16 protein-coding genes are annotated in these 18275 nt (G+C 52.3%); 6 read left to right on the top strand and 10 right to left on the bottom strand.

The genetic code is table 11. The features are described 5' to 3' along the window. Positions 1-13: 13 nt before the first annotated feature. Both ACY2RQ_RS10030 and ACY2RQ_RS10025 read right to left on the bottom strand, forming a co-directional pair. Positions 14-1246: a dicarboxylate/amino acid:cation symporter gene (locus ACY2RQ_RS10030; RefSeq protein WP_490112832.1), complete on the bottom strand. Its 1233-nt coding sequence runs from the start codon at positions 1244-1246 to the stop codon at positions 14-16. 126 nt (positions 1247-1372) lie between these two features. After that, positions 1373-2152, bottom strand: coding sequence for a hypothetical protein (locus ACY2RQ_RS10025; protein ID WP_490112831.1), 780 nt, complete (start codon positions 2150-2152; stop codon positions 1373-1375). Positions 2153-2245: 93 nt separating this feature from the next. Between ACY2RQ_RS10025 and ACY2RQ_RS10020 the strand changes: the two genes are divergently transcribed. Further along, positions 2246-3106 (top strand): histidine phosphatase family protein, encoded by an 861-nt coding sequence (locus ACY2RQ_RS10020; RefSeq protein WP_490112830.1) that lies wholly within the window; start codon positions 2246-2248, stop codon positions 3104-3106. On the opposite strand, the gene coaE is transcribed toward ACY2RQ_RS10020, so the two are convergent. The 5 genes from coaE to thiE all read right to left on the bottom strand — a co-directional run bounded on the left by coaE (position 3064) and on the right by thiE (position 7442). Continuing rightward, positions 3064-3669: a dephospho-CoA kinase gene (gene coaE / locus ACY2RQ_RS10015; protein ID WP_490112889.1), complete on the bottom strand. Its 606-nt coding sequence runs from the start codon at positions 3667-3669 to the stop codon at positions 3064-3066. The genes ACY2RQ_RS10020 and coaE overlap by 43 nt on opposite strands. 21 nt (positions 3670-3690) lie before the next feature. Further along, a complete protein-coding gene (locus ACY2RQ_RS10010; RefSeq protein ID WP_490112829.1) occupies positions 3691-4563 on the bottom strand; it encodes a prepilin peptidase in 873 nt (290 codons plus the stop codon). A 261-nt stretch (positions 4564-4824) separates the two neighbouring features. Then, complete coding sequence (locus ACY2RQ_RS10005; RefSeq protein WP_490112828.1) at positions 4825-5460, bottom strand: DUF6962 family protein; 636 nt, start codon at positions 5458-5460, stop codon at positions 4825-4827. Between the two features lie 13 nt (positions 5461-5473). Next, the gene (gene hemL, locus ACY2RQ_RS10000) at positions 5474-6757 is read right to left on the bottom strand and encodes a glutamate-1-semialdehyde 2,1-aminomutase (protein WP_490112827.1); all 1284 of its coding nucleotides are present in this window, start codon (positions 6755-6757) and stop codon (positions 5474-5476) included. Positions 6758-6773: 16 nt separating this feature from the next. Beyond that, positions 6774-7442 carry a thiamine phosphate synthase gene (gene thiE, locus ACY2RQ_RS09995; protein WP_490112826.1) on the bottom strand — a complete coding sequence of 223 codons (669 nt, stop codon included), beginning with the start codon at positions 7440-7442 and terminating at the stop codon, positions 6774-6776. Positions 7443-7597: 155 nt separating this feature from the next. Here thiE and ACY2RQ_RS09990 point away from each other — a divergent pair, with 155 nt between their 5' ends. Continuing rightward, positions 7598-9670, top strand: a complete 2073-nt coding sequence (locus ACY2RQ_RS09990) for a protein kinase domain-containing protein (protein WP_490112825.1) — start codon at positions 7598-7600, stop codon at positions 9668-9670. Positions 9671-9690: 20 nt separating this feature from the next. Here ACY2RQ_RS09990 and radA read toward each other — a convergent pair whose 3' ends face one another. Continuing rightward, positions 9691-11070 carry a DNA repair protein RadA gene (gene radA, locus ACY2RQ_RS09985; RefSeq protein WP_490112824.1) on the bottom strand — a complete coding sequence of 460 codons (1380 nt, stop codon included), beginning with the start codon at positions 11068-11070 and terminating at the stop codon, positions 9691-9693. 127 nt (positions 11071-11197) lie between these two features. On the opposite strand from radA, the gene ACY2RQ_RS09980 reads away from it, so the two are divergent. Then, the gene (locus ACY2RQ_RS09980) at positions 11198-12385 is read left to right on the top strand and encodes a dicarboxylate/amino acid:cation symporter (RefSeq protein WP_490112823.1); all 1188 of its coding nucleotides are present in this window, start codon (positions 11198-11200) and stop codon (positions 12383-12385) included. On the opposite strand, the gene ACY2RQ_RS09975 is transcribed toward ACY2RQ_RS09980, so the two are convergent. Together ACY2RQ_RS09975 and ettA are read right to left on the bottom strand one after the other, a co-directional pair. Then, the gene (locus ACY2RQ_RS09975) at positions 12379-12855 is read right to left on the bottom strand and encodes an Mpo1 family 2-hydroxy fatty acid dioxygenase (RefSeq protein WP_490112822.1); all 477 of its coding nucleotides are present in this window, start codon (positions 12853-12855) and stop codon (positions 12379-12381) included. The genes ACY2RQ_RS09980 and ACY2RQ_RS09975 overlap by 7 nt on opposite strands. Before the next feature lie 246 nt (positions 12856-13101). Continuing rightward, positions 13102-14769, bottom strand: a complete 1668-nt coding sequence (gene ettA, locus ACY2RQ_RS09970) for an energy-dependent translational throttle protein EttA (RefSeq protein ID WP_490112821.1) — start codon at positions 14767-14769, stop codon at positions 13102-13104. A gap of 363 nt (positions 14770-15132) precedes the next feature. Here ettA and glyA point away from each other — a divergent pair, with 363 nt between their 5' ends. The 3 genes from glyA (at position 15133) to ribD (ending at position 18250) form a co-directional block, all read left to right on the top strand. After that, a complete protein-coding gene (glyA, locus tag ACY2RQ_RS09965; protein ID WP_490112820.1) occupies positions 15133-16401 on the top strand; it encodes a serine hydroxymethyltransferase in 1269 nt (422 codons plus the stop codon). Between the two features lie 224 nt (positions 16402-16625). Beyond that, positions 16626-17105 (top strand): transcriptional regulator NrdR, encoded by a 480-nt coding sequence (gene nrdR, locus ACY2RQ_RS09960; protein ID WP_490112819.1) that lies wholly within the window; start codon positions 16626-16628, stop codon positions 17103-17105. Positions 17106-17110: 5 nt separating this feature from the next. Then, positions 17111-18250, top strand: a complete 1140-nt coding sequence (gene ribD, locus ACY2RQ_RS09955; RefSeq protein WP_490112818.1) for a bifunctional diaminohydroxyphosphoribosylaminopyrimidine deaminase/5-amino-6-(5-phosphoribosylamino)uracil reductase RibD — start codon at positions 17111-17113, stop codon at positions 18248-18250. Positions 18251-18275 lie beyond the last annotated feature (25 nt).

Genomic DNA, 18275 nt, shown 5'->3' with positions numbered 1-18275 from the left:
GGTGATTCTTTAGTTATGAGCTGGCCTCTATGGGGGCGGAGTCTGTTTCCCGATCAACAATACAGGTGACACAGGCGTCGGACCAGACATTAATCGCACTCTCCAACATATCAATCAGGGCATAAACAGGAAGAATTACCCCCATCAATTCCAGGGGAACATTCATGGTGGCGAGCAGGGTGCTGGCCAGCAGAAAACAGCCCATGGGAACGCCTGCGTTGCCAACAGCGGCAATGGTGGCAATAACAACCCAGGCAACCAGCTCTGCTGTGGAGAAACTTATACCGTTCAACATGGAGACAAAGAGCACGGTAATTAATATAAAACCGGCGCAGGCATTCATATTAATAGTTGTGCACAGGGGAAAACTGAACCTTGCCACCCGGGAACTGACGCCAAGCCTGCTCCGGGCTGCATCCATCGCTGCCGGCAGGGCTGCGCTGGATGACTTGGCAAAGAATGCGACGGTCAGGGCGGGCAGCATGCCCCGGAATGTCTGCAGAGGCGATATCCCCCTGGAGGTCAGCAACAACGGCAGAACGACGATGGCCTGAACCAGATTGGCCAGCAGTATGCAGAGGAAGTACATGGCCAGATGGCCGCCAACGGAATCCTGGGAGAAGCTTTCAATAAAGCCGGTGACAAAAGCCCACACCGCCAGAGGCAGAAGTTTAAGAATACCGGACGTAAGTTTCATAATGGCGGCAAACAGGTCTTCAAACCAGCTGTTCAGGCGCTCCCTGCGCTGGTCCGGTAAAGACAGGATTGCCAGACTCAGGATCAGCGCCAGAAACAGTACGCTGATTACCTGTCCCTGCACAAAGGGCTCAATAAAATTGCTGGGAATAATATCAATGGCGTACTGCCAGTAACCGGTATTGGTCTCTTGCGCAGCGGGTGCGGATACAGATGCGCTGTGCAACTGGCCCGCAGGGTCCAGGGTAAGAAACAACCCCAGGGCAATCGTTGCGGCGATAACCGTGGTCAGCAGCGTGTAGCGTATCACACGGCCTCCCAGGTGACCTGCTTCCTTCAGATTACCCATGCCGGTGAGTGTGGAGAGTACAGAGAAAAAGATAATGGGGGTGCTGACCAGTTTCAGCAGGCGGATAAACAGTTCTCCAATAACCGTGGCCAGGCTGTTGAGGGCTGGCAGATTTATCAGCCCGCAGACTATGCCTGCTGCCGCAGCCAGTAAAACAAGTGAACCTGAATTTGTCAGCAGGCTGGAAAGATAACTACGCATTGGCCTCTCCTGGTCTTAACCCTGTATCCGTTTTTATAAAGTGTTTCTCTAAAGAATAAGACGGATCAGGGACGTATCGGTTCAGCTAACGTAGACATTTTGTTATGCCTTATTAAGGCTGTTTTGCTATTTACTTATTCCTTTATCAATGGATACCAGCAGGGGCTTCAGATCGCTGAGGGCTTTGCGGATCGCTGGATTGGGCTGTTCCGAGGTCAGTTTATCCAGTTTCTGCAAAAGGTGGGTGCGATCTTTCTGGCGCAGATGGACGTAGAGCTCGGGAAAGGTTTTACCAATTTCGTAGGCATACAATTCCAGCACTTTGGCATCAAACTGACTATTCAGGGTGGTGTAATCCAGGGCGCTGGATGCCAGCAGAGCGGCTGCGTCTTTGGTATCAGCCAACCCTGCCAGCCGGTCTTCATTGCTTTGCTCCGAAGCGGGCAGGGTGAGCCAGAATTCTACGGTCAGTTCAAACAGCACCGCCTGCTGGCGAAGGGAGTGACGCATCAGGCTGAGGGCTTCGCTGCCATAGGGTTGCTGTTTGGCGGAAAAATCAAAGTAGAGCCGCATCATTTCCCGCAGGGAGTAGAGGATGCGGGAAGCCTCTTCGCGTCGGAAATCGAGGGAGGAGTAGATATCCAGCTGAGCGCGAATATTTTCCTCGCTGACCATACGTTCAAATACAGCACCTGTGTAGCTTCCTCCCCGTCGGGGCAGGGCATCGGGTTGGTTCTCGTCAATGGCCTTGAGGGATTTCAGGGTGAGGCGATAGTCGGAAGACGTCCATGGCCTGTTAACGTCAGGCAGTTTCTGCCCGAGATACCAGAGTTCACTGGCCAGAGCCGCTCCGGAAATTTTGATCAGGAAAAGTACGGGGATGAGCCGAAGCAGAAAGGTTGTCATGAATGCCTGGGTGTTTTTATAAACTTTGACGCCACCCAAATTACAGGAAGACAGCGGCCCGTGACAATGGCTGCGATCCTGTCTGGGGGAATAATGCAGCACCTGTATTTGTATCTGCTACATTTACCGCCTTTTCGCCGACACCTTCCTGCCAAGGGTATGCATATGTTGTTTATGCCGGTGTGGTTGTTGATGTTGCCTGCTGCCTGTGTTCTGTCTGTTATTGTTTCCCTGGCCAGACAGAAGCCTTTCCTCTGTCAAGTAATGGTTTCCGTTTTGCTGATGTCTGGTCTCACCCAGGGAGCGTGTCTGTATGGGGATGAAGGAAAGGCACCGGTGAAACGCCAGATTATTATTCTACGTCATGCCCAGTCCATGGGAAATCTTTTGCAGAGTTTCAGTACCCACCCTGCGAATCCCAACTATTTTCCAGCTCACCTTACCAGCAAAGGGCGGGAGCAGGCCGGTAAAATGGGGGGACGTATGCGCAGGGAAGGTTATACACGGGACAATATTGATGTGATTATTTCCTCACCCCTGCCAAGAACCGCTGAAACAGCAGATATCATCGCGACCGCCCTGGGTATGGATGGGCAGGAACAGATTGTGTTTGATGACCGGTTGCTGGAACGGGACTTGGGTTATCAGGATGGTTTGCCCTATTACTTTCTTGGTCATGGGGATCACTGGTATCCGGAACATCCGGAGCTGTTCCATGGTGAGACCACTGAGCAGGTGCGGGAGCGTGTACTGGAGGCATGGTTTCGGGCTGTACATTGGCCGGGAAGTGGTCATGTGATACTGGTCACTCACGGGCAGCCTATTCATTCCCTGACGGCAGCCGTTTGCGGGGAAGGCTGCCGTTTAGGGAATGCGGAGTACGTTGTGGTAAATGTAAGTTGTGCGGTCGATCAGGAAGAGGGAACTCCATGCTGTGAGGCCAGTTGCAAATAGTGCTGATGGAAGACTGCCAGTTGGTCGTAGAGTTTTTCCAGTGACAGGCTGTTATCAATAATATCATCAGCAATTGCCAGTCTCTGCTGTCGACTGGCCTGGCTTTTCAGAATAGCCTCAGCCTGTTTCCGGGAGATATTATCCCTGGCCACGGTACGCTCAATCTGAATATTCTCGGGTACATCAATCACCATCACCCTGTTAACCATGGCTTTCTGGCGGGTTTCTGCCAGCAGGGGAGATACCAGCACAGTATAAGGAGACGTGGCCTGTTCAAGTTCTGCGCGCAGTTGCTGGTTAATTAATGGATGCAGGAGTTGCTCCAGCCAGAGGCGCTGTGAATCATCTTCAAAAATAATATTTCTCAGTGCCCGGCGATCGAGGGAGCCATCCTGTTGAATCAGGTGTCCGCCGAAATGTTCCGCAATACGTTCAAGGGCTGAGCGGCCGGGTTCAACAACCACGCGGGCCGCATGGTCCGCATCAGCGATGGTGATTCCCTGTTCGGCCAGATAGTCTGTAACGACCGTTTTTCCGCAGCCTATACCGCCGGTAATGCCCACTATAAACAATCGATAATCCCCTTAAAGACCGGCAAACTGCAGATAGGCCGCAATAAGCTGTTCCCCCTGGAACATGGCAATCAAACCCGCGGCAGCAAGATAAGGTCCAAAGGGAATAGGTATATTACGGTCACGGCCACGAATAACTACCATGGATATTCCTACTACAGCCCCGACAAGGGATGACAAAAGAATAATCACTGGAAGCAGTTGCCAGCCCATCCAGGCGCCCAGAGCGGCTAGAAGTTTAAAGTCACCATAACCCATGCCTTCCTTTCCGGTTGTCAGTTTGAACAGCCAGTACACAGACCAGAGAGACATGTATCCGGCAATGGCACCAAATACAGCGCTCTCCAGGGAAGTAAACATGCCTGATGTATTTAACAGGAGACCGAGCCAGAGCAGGGGCAGGGTCATATTGTCGGGCAGCAGCTGGTGGTCGATATCAATCATCGACATGGCCAGCAGCATCCAGCACAGCAGGCACGCCATAAATGAAGCCATTCCCGGGCCGTAGGCAATAGCGCTGGCGAGGGCAAGAAGACCCGCGCTTAACTCAATAACGGGGTAACGTATGGGTATGGAGGTTTTGCAACTGCTGCAGCGTCCACGGAGAAACAGGTAACTGACTAACGGAATATTTTCCCAGGGACGAATCTTGTGGGAGCACTTGGGACAGGTGGATACGGGGGTGACAAGATTATATTTTTCGGATTTTTCCTGAAGAGGTTCCTGGTCAAGAATTATCCGGCATTCGGACTTCCAATTATTCTCCAGCATAACCGGCAGGCGGTGGATAACTACATTCAAAAAGCTGCCAACCAGTAAGCCAAGAATCAGGCAGATGATGGCCCACAGTTGAGGATCATTAAGAAATACAGCCACGTCGGACACAATGATTTCCCTTATATTATCTGGTTTTTCGGACACTGAATCCGGTCTGGAAAAAGTATAAAGCTTTGTCAGAAGCTTTCACAGGTGAGGTGTGGATAGGTGCACCAAAGGAAGTAAAAACCATGAACATCGCTTACACTCACTCCCATGGCTGTTTATTCCAGGGTCAGGTTTTTTTTGAACTTGGATATGCTTAATCGGACAGCAGTGATACACGATAAATTAAACGTATTAATCCGGGCGGTGAGTGTTTTCATTGCCTCAGGAAGAACGGGACAGCCGTTTAATAAATACAAACAGAGCGCTGGCTGAGAACAGGTTACCCAGAGCCACAAGGTAGCGGTACAGATCCAGTCTCAGATAACCCGCCAGAGTGCCTTCTGTACCAATCACCAGAGCCGCAAGGCCATAAGCCAGAACGGCAATAATCCCAAAAAGGGTTAACCCATGATCTTTATGCGTGCTGGGTAAAACGGCAGCGGTCATAACCAACAGGGAAGCAAGCGCTGTCGTATACAGGAATTCTGTCCCGAAGCCTGTCTGCCGTGATAACTCGTAGCTCGCCATAAGTCCTATCAGCAGTCGCCACCATGCTGCCCGGCTCCAGTTCAACTTCCAGACCAGGTTGGCCACAGCCGCAGCCAGCAGTGGTGGGGCCAGAGTTTTCGCTGCCATCAGAATCATCACATAGGGTTGCTCATAGGCCGATGAGAACCCGTATCTCAGGGTTCCCAGGGTTGATGCTACGCCTGTGAGAAGGTAAGCCAGTAAAGCCGCGACCTGAGGCATTTTTTCTGCCGTCAGGCGATAACACTGGAACATCAGGAATACAGCAAAAAAGCTTGAAAAAGCCAGGATGGCATCTGATATCGCCAGTGAGGTCCAGGAGCTGTCCATAAAGTTTCTGTTATCAGGCTATCTGGGCAAATGCGCGTTCCGCGGCATCCAGGGTGGCCTGAATATCTTCCTCTGTATGTGCGCTGGAAATAAATCCGGCTTCAAATGATGACGGTGCCAGATAAACACCTTCTTTTAACATGGCGTGGAAGAAACGGTTAAAACGTTCACTGTCGCATGCCATGACTTCCTCAAAGCTGGTGACCTGTTCCTGCTCGGTAAAGAACAGACCGAACATGGCTCCCACCTGATTGGTGCGCAGGGAGAGACCTGCTTTGGCAGCCTGTTCCCGCAGACCGGCCAGCAGGGTTTCCAGTCGTTCGGTCAGATGCTTATGGAAGCAGGGCTTGCTGATCTCTTCAAGAGCCGTGTAACCGGCAGTCATGGCTACAGGGTTACCGGACAGGGTGCCGGCCTGGTAAACCGGACCAAGGGGAGCGATCTGCTCCATAATTTCACGCTTACCGCCAAAAGCGCCTACCGGCATGCCGCCCCCAATGACTTTACCGAGGGTGGTGAGGTCGGGAGTCACATTGTAATACTCCTGGGCACCGCCCAGTGCGACGCGGAAGCCGGTCATCACTTCGTCAAATATCAGAACACTCTTATGTTTATCACAAATACGACGCAGACCTTCCAAGAATCCGGCTTTGGGAGGAACGCAGTTCATATTGCCGGCAACAGGCTCAACAATAATGCAGGCGATTTCATCACCGGACTCGGCAAACACCTGTTCAACGCTATCCAGGTCGTTAAACGTCACTGTAATAGTGTGTTTGGCACAGTCCGCAGGAACACCGGGGGAGTTGGGTACGCCCAGGGTCAGGGCACCGGAGCCGGCTTTTACCAGCAGGGCGTCGGAGTGACCGTGGTAACAGCCTTCAAACTTCAGGATGTTATCTCGCCCGGTATAACCCCGGGCCAGACGAATAGCAGACATGGTGGCTTCGGTTCCGGAGTTCACCATTCTGACCATATCCATGGACGGCACCAGCTCGCAGACCTTGTCGGCCATGGTAATTTCCAGGGCAGTAGGCGCGCCAAAGCTCAGGCCAAGATCAACCTGCTTATGGACTGCTTCAATAACAGACGGATGGTTGTGACCGAGAATCATCGGACCCCAGGAACCGATGTAATCGATATAGGCTTTGTCATCTTCGTCGTAAACTTTAGAACCTTTGGCAGAGCGGATAAATACCGGGGTGCCGCCCACACCACGAAAAGCCCGTACAGGAGAGTTCACGCCACCGGGAATAGATTGACGGGCCTGCTCAAACAGAACTTCAGAACGACTCATTATGGGTATCCTGTTATCAGATAGCTGCGTATGCGTAGAGATCCAGATAATGTTGCGCACGTCTGGTTATCTCCTCCGGATCCGCCGGAGCAAACAGATCATTAACCACAGCCAGCATATCCGCACCGGCTTCTATTAATTGGGGGGCATTATCCCCGGTAATCCCACCGATGGCTACTATTGGCAGCTTCAGTTTCTGACGGGCATCGCGTAATAATGAGAGTGGAGCAGGGCGGGCACTGGGTTTGGTGCGGGAAGGAAAGAAACGCCCGAAGGCAACATAGTCCGCCCCGTTTTTCCAGGCTTTACGGGCCAGTTCGAGTGAAGCTTCACATGTGATGCCGATAATGGCATTTGACCCTAAGCGTTTTCGGGCTTCTGTCAGCTCTTCGTCGCTCTGGCCCAGATGAACACCGTGGGCACCGCTGGTCAGGGCCAGGTCAACATCATCGTTAATAAGAAACAGCACGCCGGCCTGTTTGCAAAGCCCGGCAAGCATTCGTGCCTGGCGTTCCCGAAGAACCTGGTCAGAACTTTTATCCCGGTACTGGAGAATACGCATGCCTCCGTGAATGGCTGAGACGACCCGCTTACGGAGGATTTTGTCATCGGGCATCAGCTTGCTGTCGGTAATACCGTAAAGGCCCTGAAGCTCATAGGAGGTGGTATCAAGGGGAGCAGTCATAGTGAAAGCCTGTAAATGGATGGGGCAAAAATGACTCCTAATGTGAGGGGTTGAAACCGGGAATACAAGTCTTGTAATAGAAGGTATCCGAGCCGGGCGACTTTGTTAAACGCTGCTAATCTTGGGCAGCTTCTGCATTGCTCCAGAGATAATGAATGGCCAGATGTTTTGTTGCAGCAATATTTCTTTTGGGGTGTATCTCTGCCGGGTTGAAGGCGGAAGGTAATCCAATTGAGAAGTCAGTTGAAGAGCATGATCACCTGCACAGAATACCTGTTTATACAACAGCATCAGGTACTTTCATTCAACATGGCACCAGCATAATCTTCCTGCCCGGTGTTCACCTTCCTAAACAGATTATCAGCACATTTATGCAGGCCGGCGCTTCGGTGTTTGTGCGCAGGGCTGCCCATATGTTGGTGAACATGGCTATACCCAGAGTCTGGCGCTATCTCTCTGATGCTCGCTATGAGCAGCTGATAAAGCTCTATGAAAGTGGCCATTTGATGATCCCCGTGAATCTCTGGACCTGGGCTATGCAGCTGAAAAGGCTGTATGACATAAGCCTTACTGCGATAGAGGAAGCTTCCCTGCGTTTTTCCAATATAACCGGTTCCAGGCGGCAGGGCGTTATGCCGGTTTATCCGGGCAGGGAACTGGATCAGGCGGTATTTATAAACGTAAATTTACCCTTGGGATTTCCAGACTCGGAGCAAAAGCGCAGCCTGGAGATATATCCCCTTCGCTCTGTCGATTTAAGGTATGTCGAATCTTCCTGGCAACGTGCTTTGGGGCTGCTGGTAAATACAGCACTGAATAAGGGGGTTGATGTTATAAAGGTTTCGGTTCCAGCAGGTGGCATTGCAGTACTGGACTGGCATACCCGGGATGGCTGGACCAGTGAGGACAGTGATATACCCCAGATGCTGGAGTTATTCTCCTTTGGCGATGATTCCCGTGAATTCCTCCTGTACTGGCTTGAAAAATCATTTCGCCAGAGTGTTCCTGACAATGGCCTTGTTTCTTTTCTGGAACCTGCAAGCCTGTCCTGTATGGCGTCCCGGTTGTCGGGGGATACTTCACTGTGTAAGCCTCTGGAGGGTTTAAGCCATTATCCGGGTGACGGTGGTAAGGCCATTATTTTTGAATCCCGCTCTTCTGAGGGAAGTCAGGGCTTTCTGACGGTGAATCCCAACAGCACTTGGTCACCGGGGCTGCCGGGAAGTCTGTCATTGATTCCTGACCTGTTGGACGAGTTAAGTAATGAAAGAACATCGCAGCAATATCGTATGCCGGAATGGGCCGTTCAGGCTGGTGAGGCTTTGTTGTATCAGACTGCGGAGATAATTGCTGAAGCCGCTGTTGGCTCCCTTTTAGATCAGACCTATCTGCATTGGCACGGTGCCCATAACTACGAATTTATGGAAGTCCTGCAGAAAAAAGGTGAAAGTGGGGGAACCCTGGTTGAACGGGTGCGGGACAGGAACGGGAAAACCTGGATAAGGAAATCGGCTTCCTGGGGGGCTGTAAGGGAGGAAGGCTTTGTAAGTACGGATTATGTGAGCTTGCTTGGGGAGGAATATATGCTGTCTGGTATTTCCCACCCCAATGTGATCAGGGTGCATGACAGTTGGGTTGAGAATACCGGAACAGATAAGGCCCGGTTTGTAATGATTGAAGAAGATGGCGGGCAAAGCCTGCGGGACTACAAAGTAAAAGATATTGCTGAATATAAAAACATTATGCGTCAGATATTGTTGGGTATTGAAGGACTAAAAGCCGCTGGTATTGCGCACTTTGATATCAAGCCGGGCAATATGGCGATAGATGATAAGGGGCACTTAAGACTCCTGGATCTTGATGGGGCTGCTTATCTGAATAATGAAGGGTTTGGCTGGAAAAGGGTGTTGACACCTTTATTCCGTAGCCCTGAAGGAGGAAAAAACGCGCCCTGGGAGGCTGATTTGTGGTCGGCGGGTGGCGTTGCTGTTGAATTGGGAGGAAAACTGGGGATAGCCCGGTTGGGTTTCGGTAGTAAGGTTCTGCAAAAGATGAACACGCAAAAGAGTCAGCACAAATATATACTGAGCGGGTTTTTACGGCCCGGTGATGAGCCTGCGGAGGCCCAGGGTCTTTATAATTTCCTCAACTCCATGTTGCAGTATGACTACAGGAAGAGAGCCAGCATCAGTGAACTGATAGCTTCCCCCTTCCTGAAAGAGAAATGAACAGTTAATAAATAAAATCGTTAAATTGCATCCAGGGCTTCGGAAAGTTTGTGCACACCAATAACTTCGACATTGGACACAGGCTTTCGGGGTTTATTCCCGGCAGGCACTATGACTTTTCTGAAACCATGTTTTACCGCTTCGACAATACGTTCCTGACCGTTGGCGACTGGCCTGATTTCTCCCGCCAGGCCCACTTCTCCAAAGGCGATTAAATCCTGGGGCAGGGGCTTGTCCCTGAAACTGGACACAATAGCCAGCAGGCTTGCAAGGTCGGCGCTTGTCTCAGTGATTTTTACTCCGCCTACGACGTTAAGAAATACATCCTGATCGCTGGTAAAAATACCCCCATGGCGGGTAAGTACCGCCAACAGCATGGCCAGGCGGTTTTGATCCATGCCCACAGTTACCCGACGCGGATTGCCCAGCTGGGATTCCACCACAAGGGCCTGAATCTCTACCAGCAGAGGACGGGTACCTTCCCAGAGCACATTAATAATGCTGCCGGATGTGGGCTCTTCTCCCCGTGACAGGAAAATGGCTGAAGGATTTTTGACCTCTTTCAAGCCTTTTTCGGTCATGGCGAAAATGCCCAGCTCATTCACCTGGCCGAAACGGTTTTTGGTGGCCCGCATAATACGGAAGCGAGAGTCATCGGTATTGCCGAGCATCAGCTGGGTATCAATGATATGACTGAGGGTCATGGGGCCGGCCAGGGAGTTATCCTTGGTGACATGGCCGACAATCAACAGCACAGTGCCTGTCTGCTTGGCAAAACGGGTAAGGAAGGCGGCGGATTCGCGCACCTGGGCGACACCGCCGGGGGCGGAATCCACTCCTTCCATAAACATCACCTGGATAGAATCGATCACGATAACACCGGGTCTCTCCTGTTCGGCCACCTGGATAATGCGTTCTGCGGAAGTTTCCGCCAGCATTTTCAGCTGGTCTGTTGGCAGGCCGAGACGCCCGGCCCGTGCGGCAATCTGCTGCAGGGATTCTTCCCCTGAAACGTACAGGGCTTTCATCGACGCTGCGACATGGGCAAGGGTTTGCAGCAGGATGGTACTTTTCCCCGCTCCCGGGTGGCCGCCAATCAGAACCGCGCTGCCAGGAACAAATCCGCCTCCCAGAACCCGGTCAAACTCTCCGGAGCCGGTGCTGAAACGGGGGGCCTCTTCGGTACTGACTTCTGACAGGCTGTGCACGGCTGTGAGTGAACCAGCGAAACCGGAACGGCTGCCACTGCCGGCATTCATAGTATGAGGGCGGGATGAGCCGAGACTGACTTCCTTGAATGTGTTCCAGGTGTGGCAATCGGGGCACTGCCCCTGCCATTTGCTGGATTCACTGCCGCATTCGGTACAAACGAAGGCTTTACGGGTTTTAGCTTTTGCCATTCCGGTGGATTCTGAATCAACGTTAAGAACGCATATTTTTGGGGGATGTTGCAGTCAGGTCAACAGCTGGCTGGGTTATGCGTCTATGCTTTTTGGGTGCGAATAGAGATAGACAGTCGACGGAGGTATGCCAGAAGTGAAACTGATAATCAGGCTGATAATAGGAATTGCCGCAGGTGTTGTGCTGGGTTTTTATGCACCTGTCCCTGTTGTCCGGGGATTGGTGACCTTTAAAGAGCTGTTCGGTCAATTTCTGAATTTCACCGTTCCCCTGATTATTCTGTTTTATGTTATGTCCGGTATTGGGAATCTGCAAAAAGGTTCAGGTCGCTTACTGGGCACGACAGTAGCCTTCGCGTATTTATCCACAATCATTGCCAGTGTTCTCGCATTTTTTGCGGCGTCTGAACTTCTGCCCGGGTTTGTTGAAGTTAATGGGTTCAGTGCAGGGGGAGGTTCAGAACGGATAAGCCCATGGATGGGAATTGATATACCTCCCTTGATGGGGGTGACTACAGCACTGATTACTGCGTTTATGTTTGGCATGGGTATCTCTGTTACCCATAGCAGACCGCTTCTGACATTAACTGAACATGGGCGGGCCATTGTTGAACTGACACTGTTGAAGGCGATTATTCCAGGATTACCAATTTACATCTGTGCGGTATTTGGGGAAATGGCCGCATCAGGACATGTATTGAACACAATAACCACATTCACCTGGATTCTGGGCCTGGTCATTATCCTTCACTGGATATGGTTGATTATTCTATTTCTGACAACGGGATTGGGAACAGGGCGTAATCCGGTAGCGATGATTAAAACCATGCTGCCAGCTTATCTGACTGCAGTGGGAACCTTATCCAGTGCAGCGACAATTCCGGTGACCGTGAGCTGTGCGAGAAAACTTAAGATAAACAGCCATGTGGTGGATTTTACCATTCCGCTGTGTGCGACCATTCATATCTCTGGCAGTGCTATTACTCTGACCGTGTGTACGGTGGCAGTTATGTTAATGACTGGCATGGGAATGCCGGGGTTTACAGAGATTCTTCCGTTTCTGCTGATGCTGGGGGTTGCGTTGGTAGCCGCTCCCGGTGTTCCCGGTGGGGCAGTGATGGCTTCTCTTGGTCTGCTTGTAAGCATGCTGGGCTTCAGTGATTCAGCGGTTGCCCTGATGATCGCCCTGTATCTGGCCCAGGACAGTTTTGGTACGGCCTGTAATGTCACCGGAGATGGAGCCATAGCCGCTGCCGTGGATCATATCAGTACTGATCGCTGGATCAGCACTGAAAAAAGCCAGTCCCATCAGTAGGAAATGCCCATTTTGCGGTAAAGGAAGCCAAGGCACCAGGCCGGGCCGATCATCAGGTACTGAAGGTCTTTAAAGAATGAAGGCTTTTTTCCCTCGATATGGTGCCCGACAAACTGCAGAATCCACAGCACCAGAAAAGCGGAAGCGGCGGTAATCAGCAGGGAGGCTGTCTGGGTTGCCGCAAACCAGGCGATCAGGGCATAGCAAACCGCACTTATAACAGTCATGCCTATGGCCAGGGTGAAAGAGAGCCGCAGGTAAAACCCACCGATAAACAGAAAGGCCAGTGTTGACCAGTTCAGCCAGGGGTGAATTGCAGCCATGGCTTGGGGTACGGGAATGGTCCAGAGCAGGGCCAGGATATCGAGGAAAATCAGTGGTACGCAGATCCAGTGAATCAGCTTGTTGGTTGTGTTCTGATGGCTTTCGCCATATTCATCGAACCATTGCTGGGCAGATTTTACAGACATAAAGACCTCTTTGTTGTTTTTATTGGTACTTGAGCTGTTATACACATTAACACTGCCCGATTGTTTATAATAAATTGATTTATCTCGTTTTTACTTCTTTGTGGAACAGGAGCGTCATGATTACACCCATTTCAAGCGACTTTCGTCGTAAGGTTAGTTCAGAATGAGATAGGGAATTAGAAGAAGGGTTTAATCGAAGGATGGGATAGAGATGGGTACCCTTTATGGTGCCCATCTCTGTAGTTTTCAGGCGTCAATACGCTTGTATTTCACCCGGTGGGGGCCAGCGGCCTCTTCACCCAGGCGTTCTTTCCGGTCGGCTTCATACTCGGTGTAATTACCTTCAAAGAAGGTCACTTTGGACTCGCCTTCATAAGCCAGAATATGAGTGGCAACACGGTCCAGGAACCAGCGGTCGTGGGAAATCACCATGGCGCAGCCGGGGAAGGCCAGCAGGGCTTCTTCCAGGGCACGGAGGGTTTCCACGTCCAGGTCGTTGGAGGGTTCGTCCAGCAGCAGTACGTTACCACCGTGCTTCAGGGTCGCGGCCAGCTGCAGACGACCACGCTCACCACCGGAGAGTTCGCCGACACGCTTCTGCTGGTCACCGCCCTTGAAGTTGAAGCGGCCGATGTATTTACGGGACTGCACTTCATAGTTGTTGATGCGCAGGATGTCCTGACCATCGGAGATGGCATCCCATACAGTTTTGCTATCGTCCAGTTCGTCCCGCAGCTGCTGTACATTGGAGATTTTGACGGTGTCACCCAGTTCGATAGAACCGGCATCAGGCTGTTCCTGACCGGTAATCATCTTGAACAGGGTGGACTTACCGGCACCGTTACCACCGATAATGCCGACAATCGCGCCTTTGGGAACACTGAAGCTCAGGTCATCAATCAGCAGGCGATCACCAAAACCTTTGGAAATGCCGTTAACTTCAATCACCTTGTCACCCAGACGGGGGCCGGGCGGAATGTAGATTTCGTTGGTCTCGTTACGGTTCTGGAATTCCTGGGACTGCATCTCTTCAAAGCGGGAGAGACGGGCCTTGGATTTGGACTGGCGGCCTTTGGCATTGGAGCGAGCCCATTCCAGTTCCTGCTGCATGGCCTTGCGGTGAGCGTCCTGCTGCTTCTGCTCTGTTTCCAGTCGGGCTTCTTTCTGTTCCAGCCAGTTACTGTAATTGCCTTCCCAGGGAATACCGTGGCCACGGTCCAGTTCCAGAATCCAGTTGGCAGCGTTGTCGAGGAAGTAGCGGTCGTGGGTGATAGCCACAACAGTACCGGGGTATTCCAGCAGGAAGCGCTCCAGCCAGCCAACGGACTCGGCATCCAGGTGGTTGGTGGGTTCGTCCAGCAGCAGCATGTCAGGAGCCGACAGCAGAAGACGACACAGGGCTACACGACGGCGCTCACCACCGGAGAGGTTGGCGACATTGGCCTCCCACTCGGGCAGGCGCAGGGCGTCGGCAGCCACATCCAGTTTACGCTCCAGGTTATGTGCGTCGGCGGCCTGGATAATGTTTTCCCACTTGGCCTGTTCCTTGGCGAGCTTGTCGAAGTCCGCATCGGGTTCGGCGTAAGCGGCGTAAACCGCATCCAGCTTGGCCTGGGCTTCCTTGATTTCCCCCAGTGCTTCTTCAACAATTTCGCGTACGGTTTTATTCGGGTCCAGCTCCGGCTCCTGGGGCAGATAGCCCACATTCAGTTCGGGCTGGGGGCGGGCTTCACCGTCAAACTCTTTATCAACACCGGCCATGATACGCAGCAAGGTGGATTTACCCGCGCCGTTCAGGCCAAGAACACCGATTTTGGCTCCCGGGAAGAAGGACAGGGAGATGTCCTTTAGGATTGTGCGCTTGGGGGGCACAACCTTGCTGACCCGGTTCATGGTATAGACGTATTGAGCCATCAGAGCATGTCTCTTGAGTGAAAAACGATTAAACGGCTAAACATACTGAATGAAAAGTGTTCGGGCAATGATCCCGTAGATTTATCTGAAAGAGCCGGTAGTGCCTGCGATTCTGGATGTTCTCAATAAAAAGTGCGAATAGAGAGTGAGCAGGCAGAGGCAAATAACAGAGCGGGTGCCATTTTTAGTAAAGAGTTTTTACCCGGGCATGCTCTGGAACCGACCAGGAATATGACCGACATTCTGGCCTTATTCAGGGCCAACCTTTCTCGCAAACAGGCTATCTATTTGCGTGGGCTGTATTAGAATGGCGCCACAAAGCAGATACCAGAATTGTTATAAAACAACTGTCGGGGGACAGACATGTTTAAAGATTGTTCAAATATCGCAGATTTCGATCCCGAACTGAAAGCCGCCATGGATGCGGAGGCTACGCGTCAGGAAGAGCACATCGAACTGATTGCGTCTGAAAACTACACCAGCCCCCGGGTTCTGGAAGCTCAGGGCAGTGTTCTGACTAACAAGTACGCTGAAGGTTATCCTGGCAAGCGGTATTACGGTGGCTGTGAGCATGTAGATGTGGTCGAGCAGCTGGCCATCGACCGTGCCAAAGAACTGTTTGGTGCCAAGTATGCCAACGTGCAGCCCCATTCCGGTTCCCAGGCTAACGCTGCCGTCTATATGGCCCTGTGCAAAGCGGGTGATACCGTTCTGGGTATGAGCCTGGCCCACGGTGGTCACCTGACCCACGGCGCCAAGGTCAGCTTCTCCGGCCGTATCTACAACTCTGTTCAGTACGGTCTGCACCCGGATACCGGCGAAATCGACTACGAAGAAGTTGAGCGCCTGGCCCTGGAGCACAAGCCGAAGATGATTATTGCCGGCTTCTCCGCATACTCCCGTGTGGTTGACTGGAAGCGCTTCCGTGAGATCGCTGACAAGGTTGGCGCTTACCTGTTTGCCGATATGGCCCACGTCGCCGGTCTGGTTGCCACTGGCGTTTACCCCAGCCCGCTGCCTTATGTTCACGTAGCCACTACCACTACCCACAAAACCCTGGGTGGTCCCCGTGGTGGTCTGATTGTTTCCGCCCTTGATGATGAAGACCTGCACAAGAAGCTGAACTTTGCCGTATTCCCTGAAAGCCAGGGTGGTCCTCTGTGTCATGTGATCGCTGCCAAGGCCGTGTGCTTCAAGGAAGCCATGAGCGAAGAGTACAAGGAGTACCAGAAGCAAGTGGCTGTTAATGCCCAGGTACTGGCCAAGACTCTGATCTCCCGTGGCATCAACGTAGTTTCCGGTGGCACTGACGATCATCTGTTCCTGGTGGATCTGATCGGCAAGGACTACTCCGGTAAGGATGCTGAAGAAGCCCTTGGCAAAGCCTATATCACCGTAAACAAGAACGCTGTCCCCAACGATCCCCGTTCTCCGTTCGTCACCAGTGGCCTGCGTGTGGGTACTCCGGCCATTACCCGTCGTGGCTTCAATGCTGAAGACACTGCAAACCTGGGTAACTGGATTGCTGATATTCTGGACAGCATTGGCACCGACAAGGCTGACCAGGTAGCTGAAGAAGTAAAAGGCAAGGTTCTGGAAATCTGTGGTCGTCTGCCGGTTTATGGTAAGTGACAGTTTTAAGAGCTAAGAGCTTACGCCACTAACAGGTTTTTTCTTTTCATAAAAAACCGCCATGGAGATTGTTTTCCATGGCGGTTTTCTTTGTTTGTTGCTTTGACGGGAATGAAGTAGGACTGTAAATCTACCATAATCAGCGTGGCCGGGCGTTTGGACTTGTGTTTCACTCCTTAAAGGGTACTATCTCAGTTTTCTGAGAAACGGCTTTCCTGGCACCCATGCACTGTCCTTTTTGTAACGCGGAAGACACCAAGGTTATCGATTCCCGGCTGGTTGCGGATGGCAGCCAGGTGCGTCGGCGGCGGGAATGTGCCACCTGCAGTGAGCGTTTCACCACCTACGAGGGCGCTGAGCTGGTTATGCCCCGGCTGATCAAGCGAGATGGTTCCCGGGAGCCCTTTGATGAAACTAAGCTTCGGGCCGGCCTGCAACGAGCCCTTGAAAAGCGCCCCGTCAGCACAGAACAGATAGAAGAAGCCATCAACCGCATCAAGCAGCGCCTGAGAGCCTCCGGTGAAAGGGAAGTGAAATCCTTCACCCTGGGGGAAGAAGTGATGGGTGCCCTTAAAGATCTTGATGAAGTCGCCTATATTCGTTTTGCTTCTGTTTACCGCCAATTCCAGGATCTGGACCAGTTCCGTGAAGAGATTGAGCGGCTGGAAAAATTGCCCCATGGGTCTTTAACCCGGGATAAGTGAGTTTCATGACCTCATTCACCCAAGCTGACCGCGAATTTATGGCACGGGCCCTGCGTCTTGCCCGAAAGGGTATTTACACCACCATGCCCAATCCCAGCGTGGGCTGTGTGCTGGTGCGGGATGGAAAGGTGATTGGTGAAGGTTATACCAGCCCGGCCGGCGGTTCCCATGGGGAAATTAATGCTCTCGCGTCAGTCAATGGGCCTGCTCAAGGCGCAACAGCTTACGTAACTTTGGAACCCTGCGCTCACTTTGGGCGTACGCCGCCTTGCGCAAAGGCGCTTATAGATTCAGGTATATCAAAAGTTATCACCGCCATGCGTGACCCAAACCCCCGGGTCAACGGTGGCGGCTTCAAGCTGTTAAATGATGCCGATATCCAGACCAAGTCCGGTTTGATGGAAAAAGAAGCCCGGGCTATAAATGTCGGCTTTTTCAAACGTATGGAAACCGGTATGCCCCTGGTACGCTGTAAACTGGCCATGAGTATGGATGGCCGCACTGCCATGGCCTCCGGGGAATCCCAGTGGATTACCGGCCCCGATGCCCGGGCGGATGTTCAGCAGTGGCGGGCCCGCTCCTGCGCCATTGTGACCGGGGTGGACTCTATTATTTATGATGATTCCTCCCTCACAGTTCGTCCCGATGAGCTTCGTATCGACAACCCTGAGTCGGCTGCTGAGAAGCAGCCTCTAAGGGTGGTGCTGGACTCTTCCCTGCGTATTCCCCTCAATGCCCGTATTCTCTCCCTTCCCGGTAAAACACTGCTGGCGACTGTTGAACCTGATTGGGAGAAGGCGGCCTTTCTGATAGAAAGGGGCATTGAAGTGCTGACTTTTCCGGGTAAGGACGGTCGACTGGATCTGGCAGCTGTGTGGAAAGAGCTGGCGGATCGGGACTGTAATGAAGTGCTGCTGGAAACCGGCGCGACCCTGGCAGGTTCCGCTGTGCAGGCCGGGCTGGTGGATGAGCTGCTTGTTTATATGGCCCCTGTTCTGTTGGGCAGCGATGCCCGGCCGCTGCTGCAGTTGCCGTTTACAACCATGAATGAAAAGCTGCCCCTGGAAATTCAGGACATCCGTGCTTTAGGGCAGGACTGGAGAATTTCCGCCCGACCGGGCAGACTTGCCGCTCCGGAGGCATAATCCGGGTTTTCTTTCCCTTGAAATG

The sequence above is a fragment of the Parendozoicomonas sp. 209JJ7-1 genome, assembly GCF_058147085.1.
Note: the sequence above shows the minus strand (reverse complement) of the source record. Positions and strands in the feature narration are given on the sequence as shown.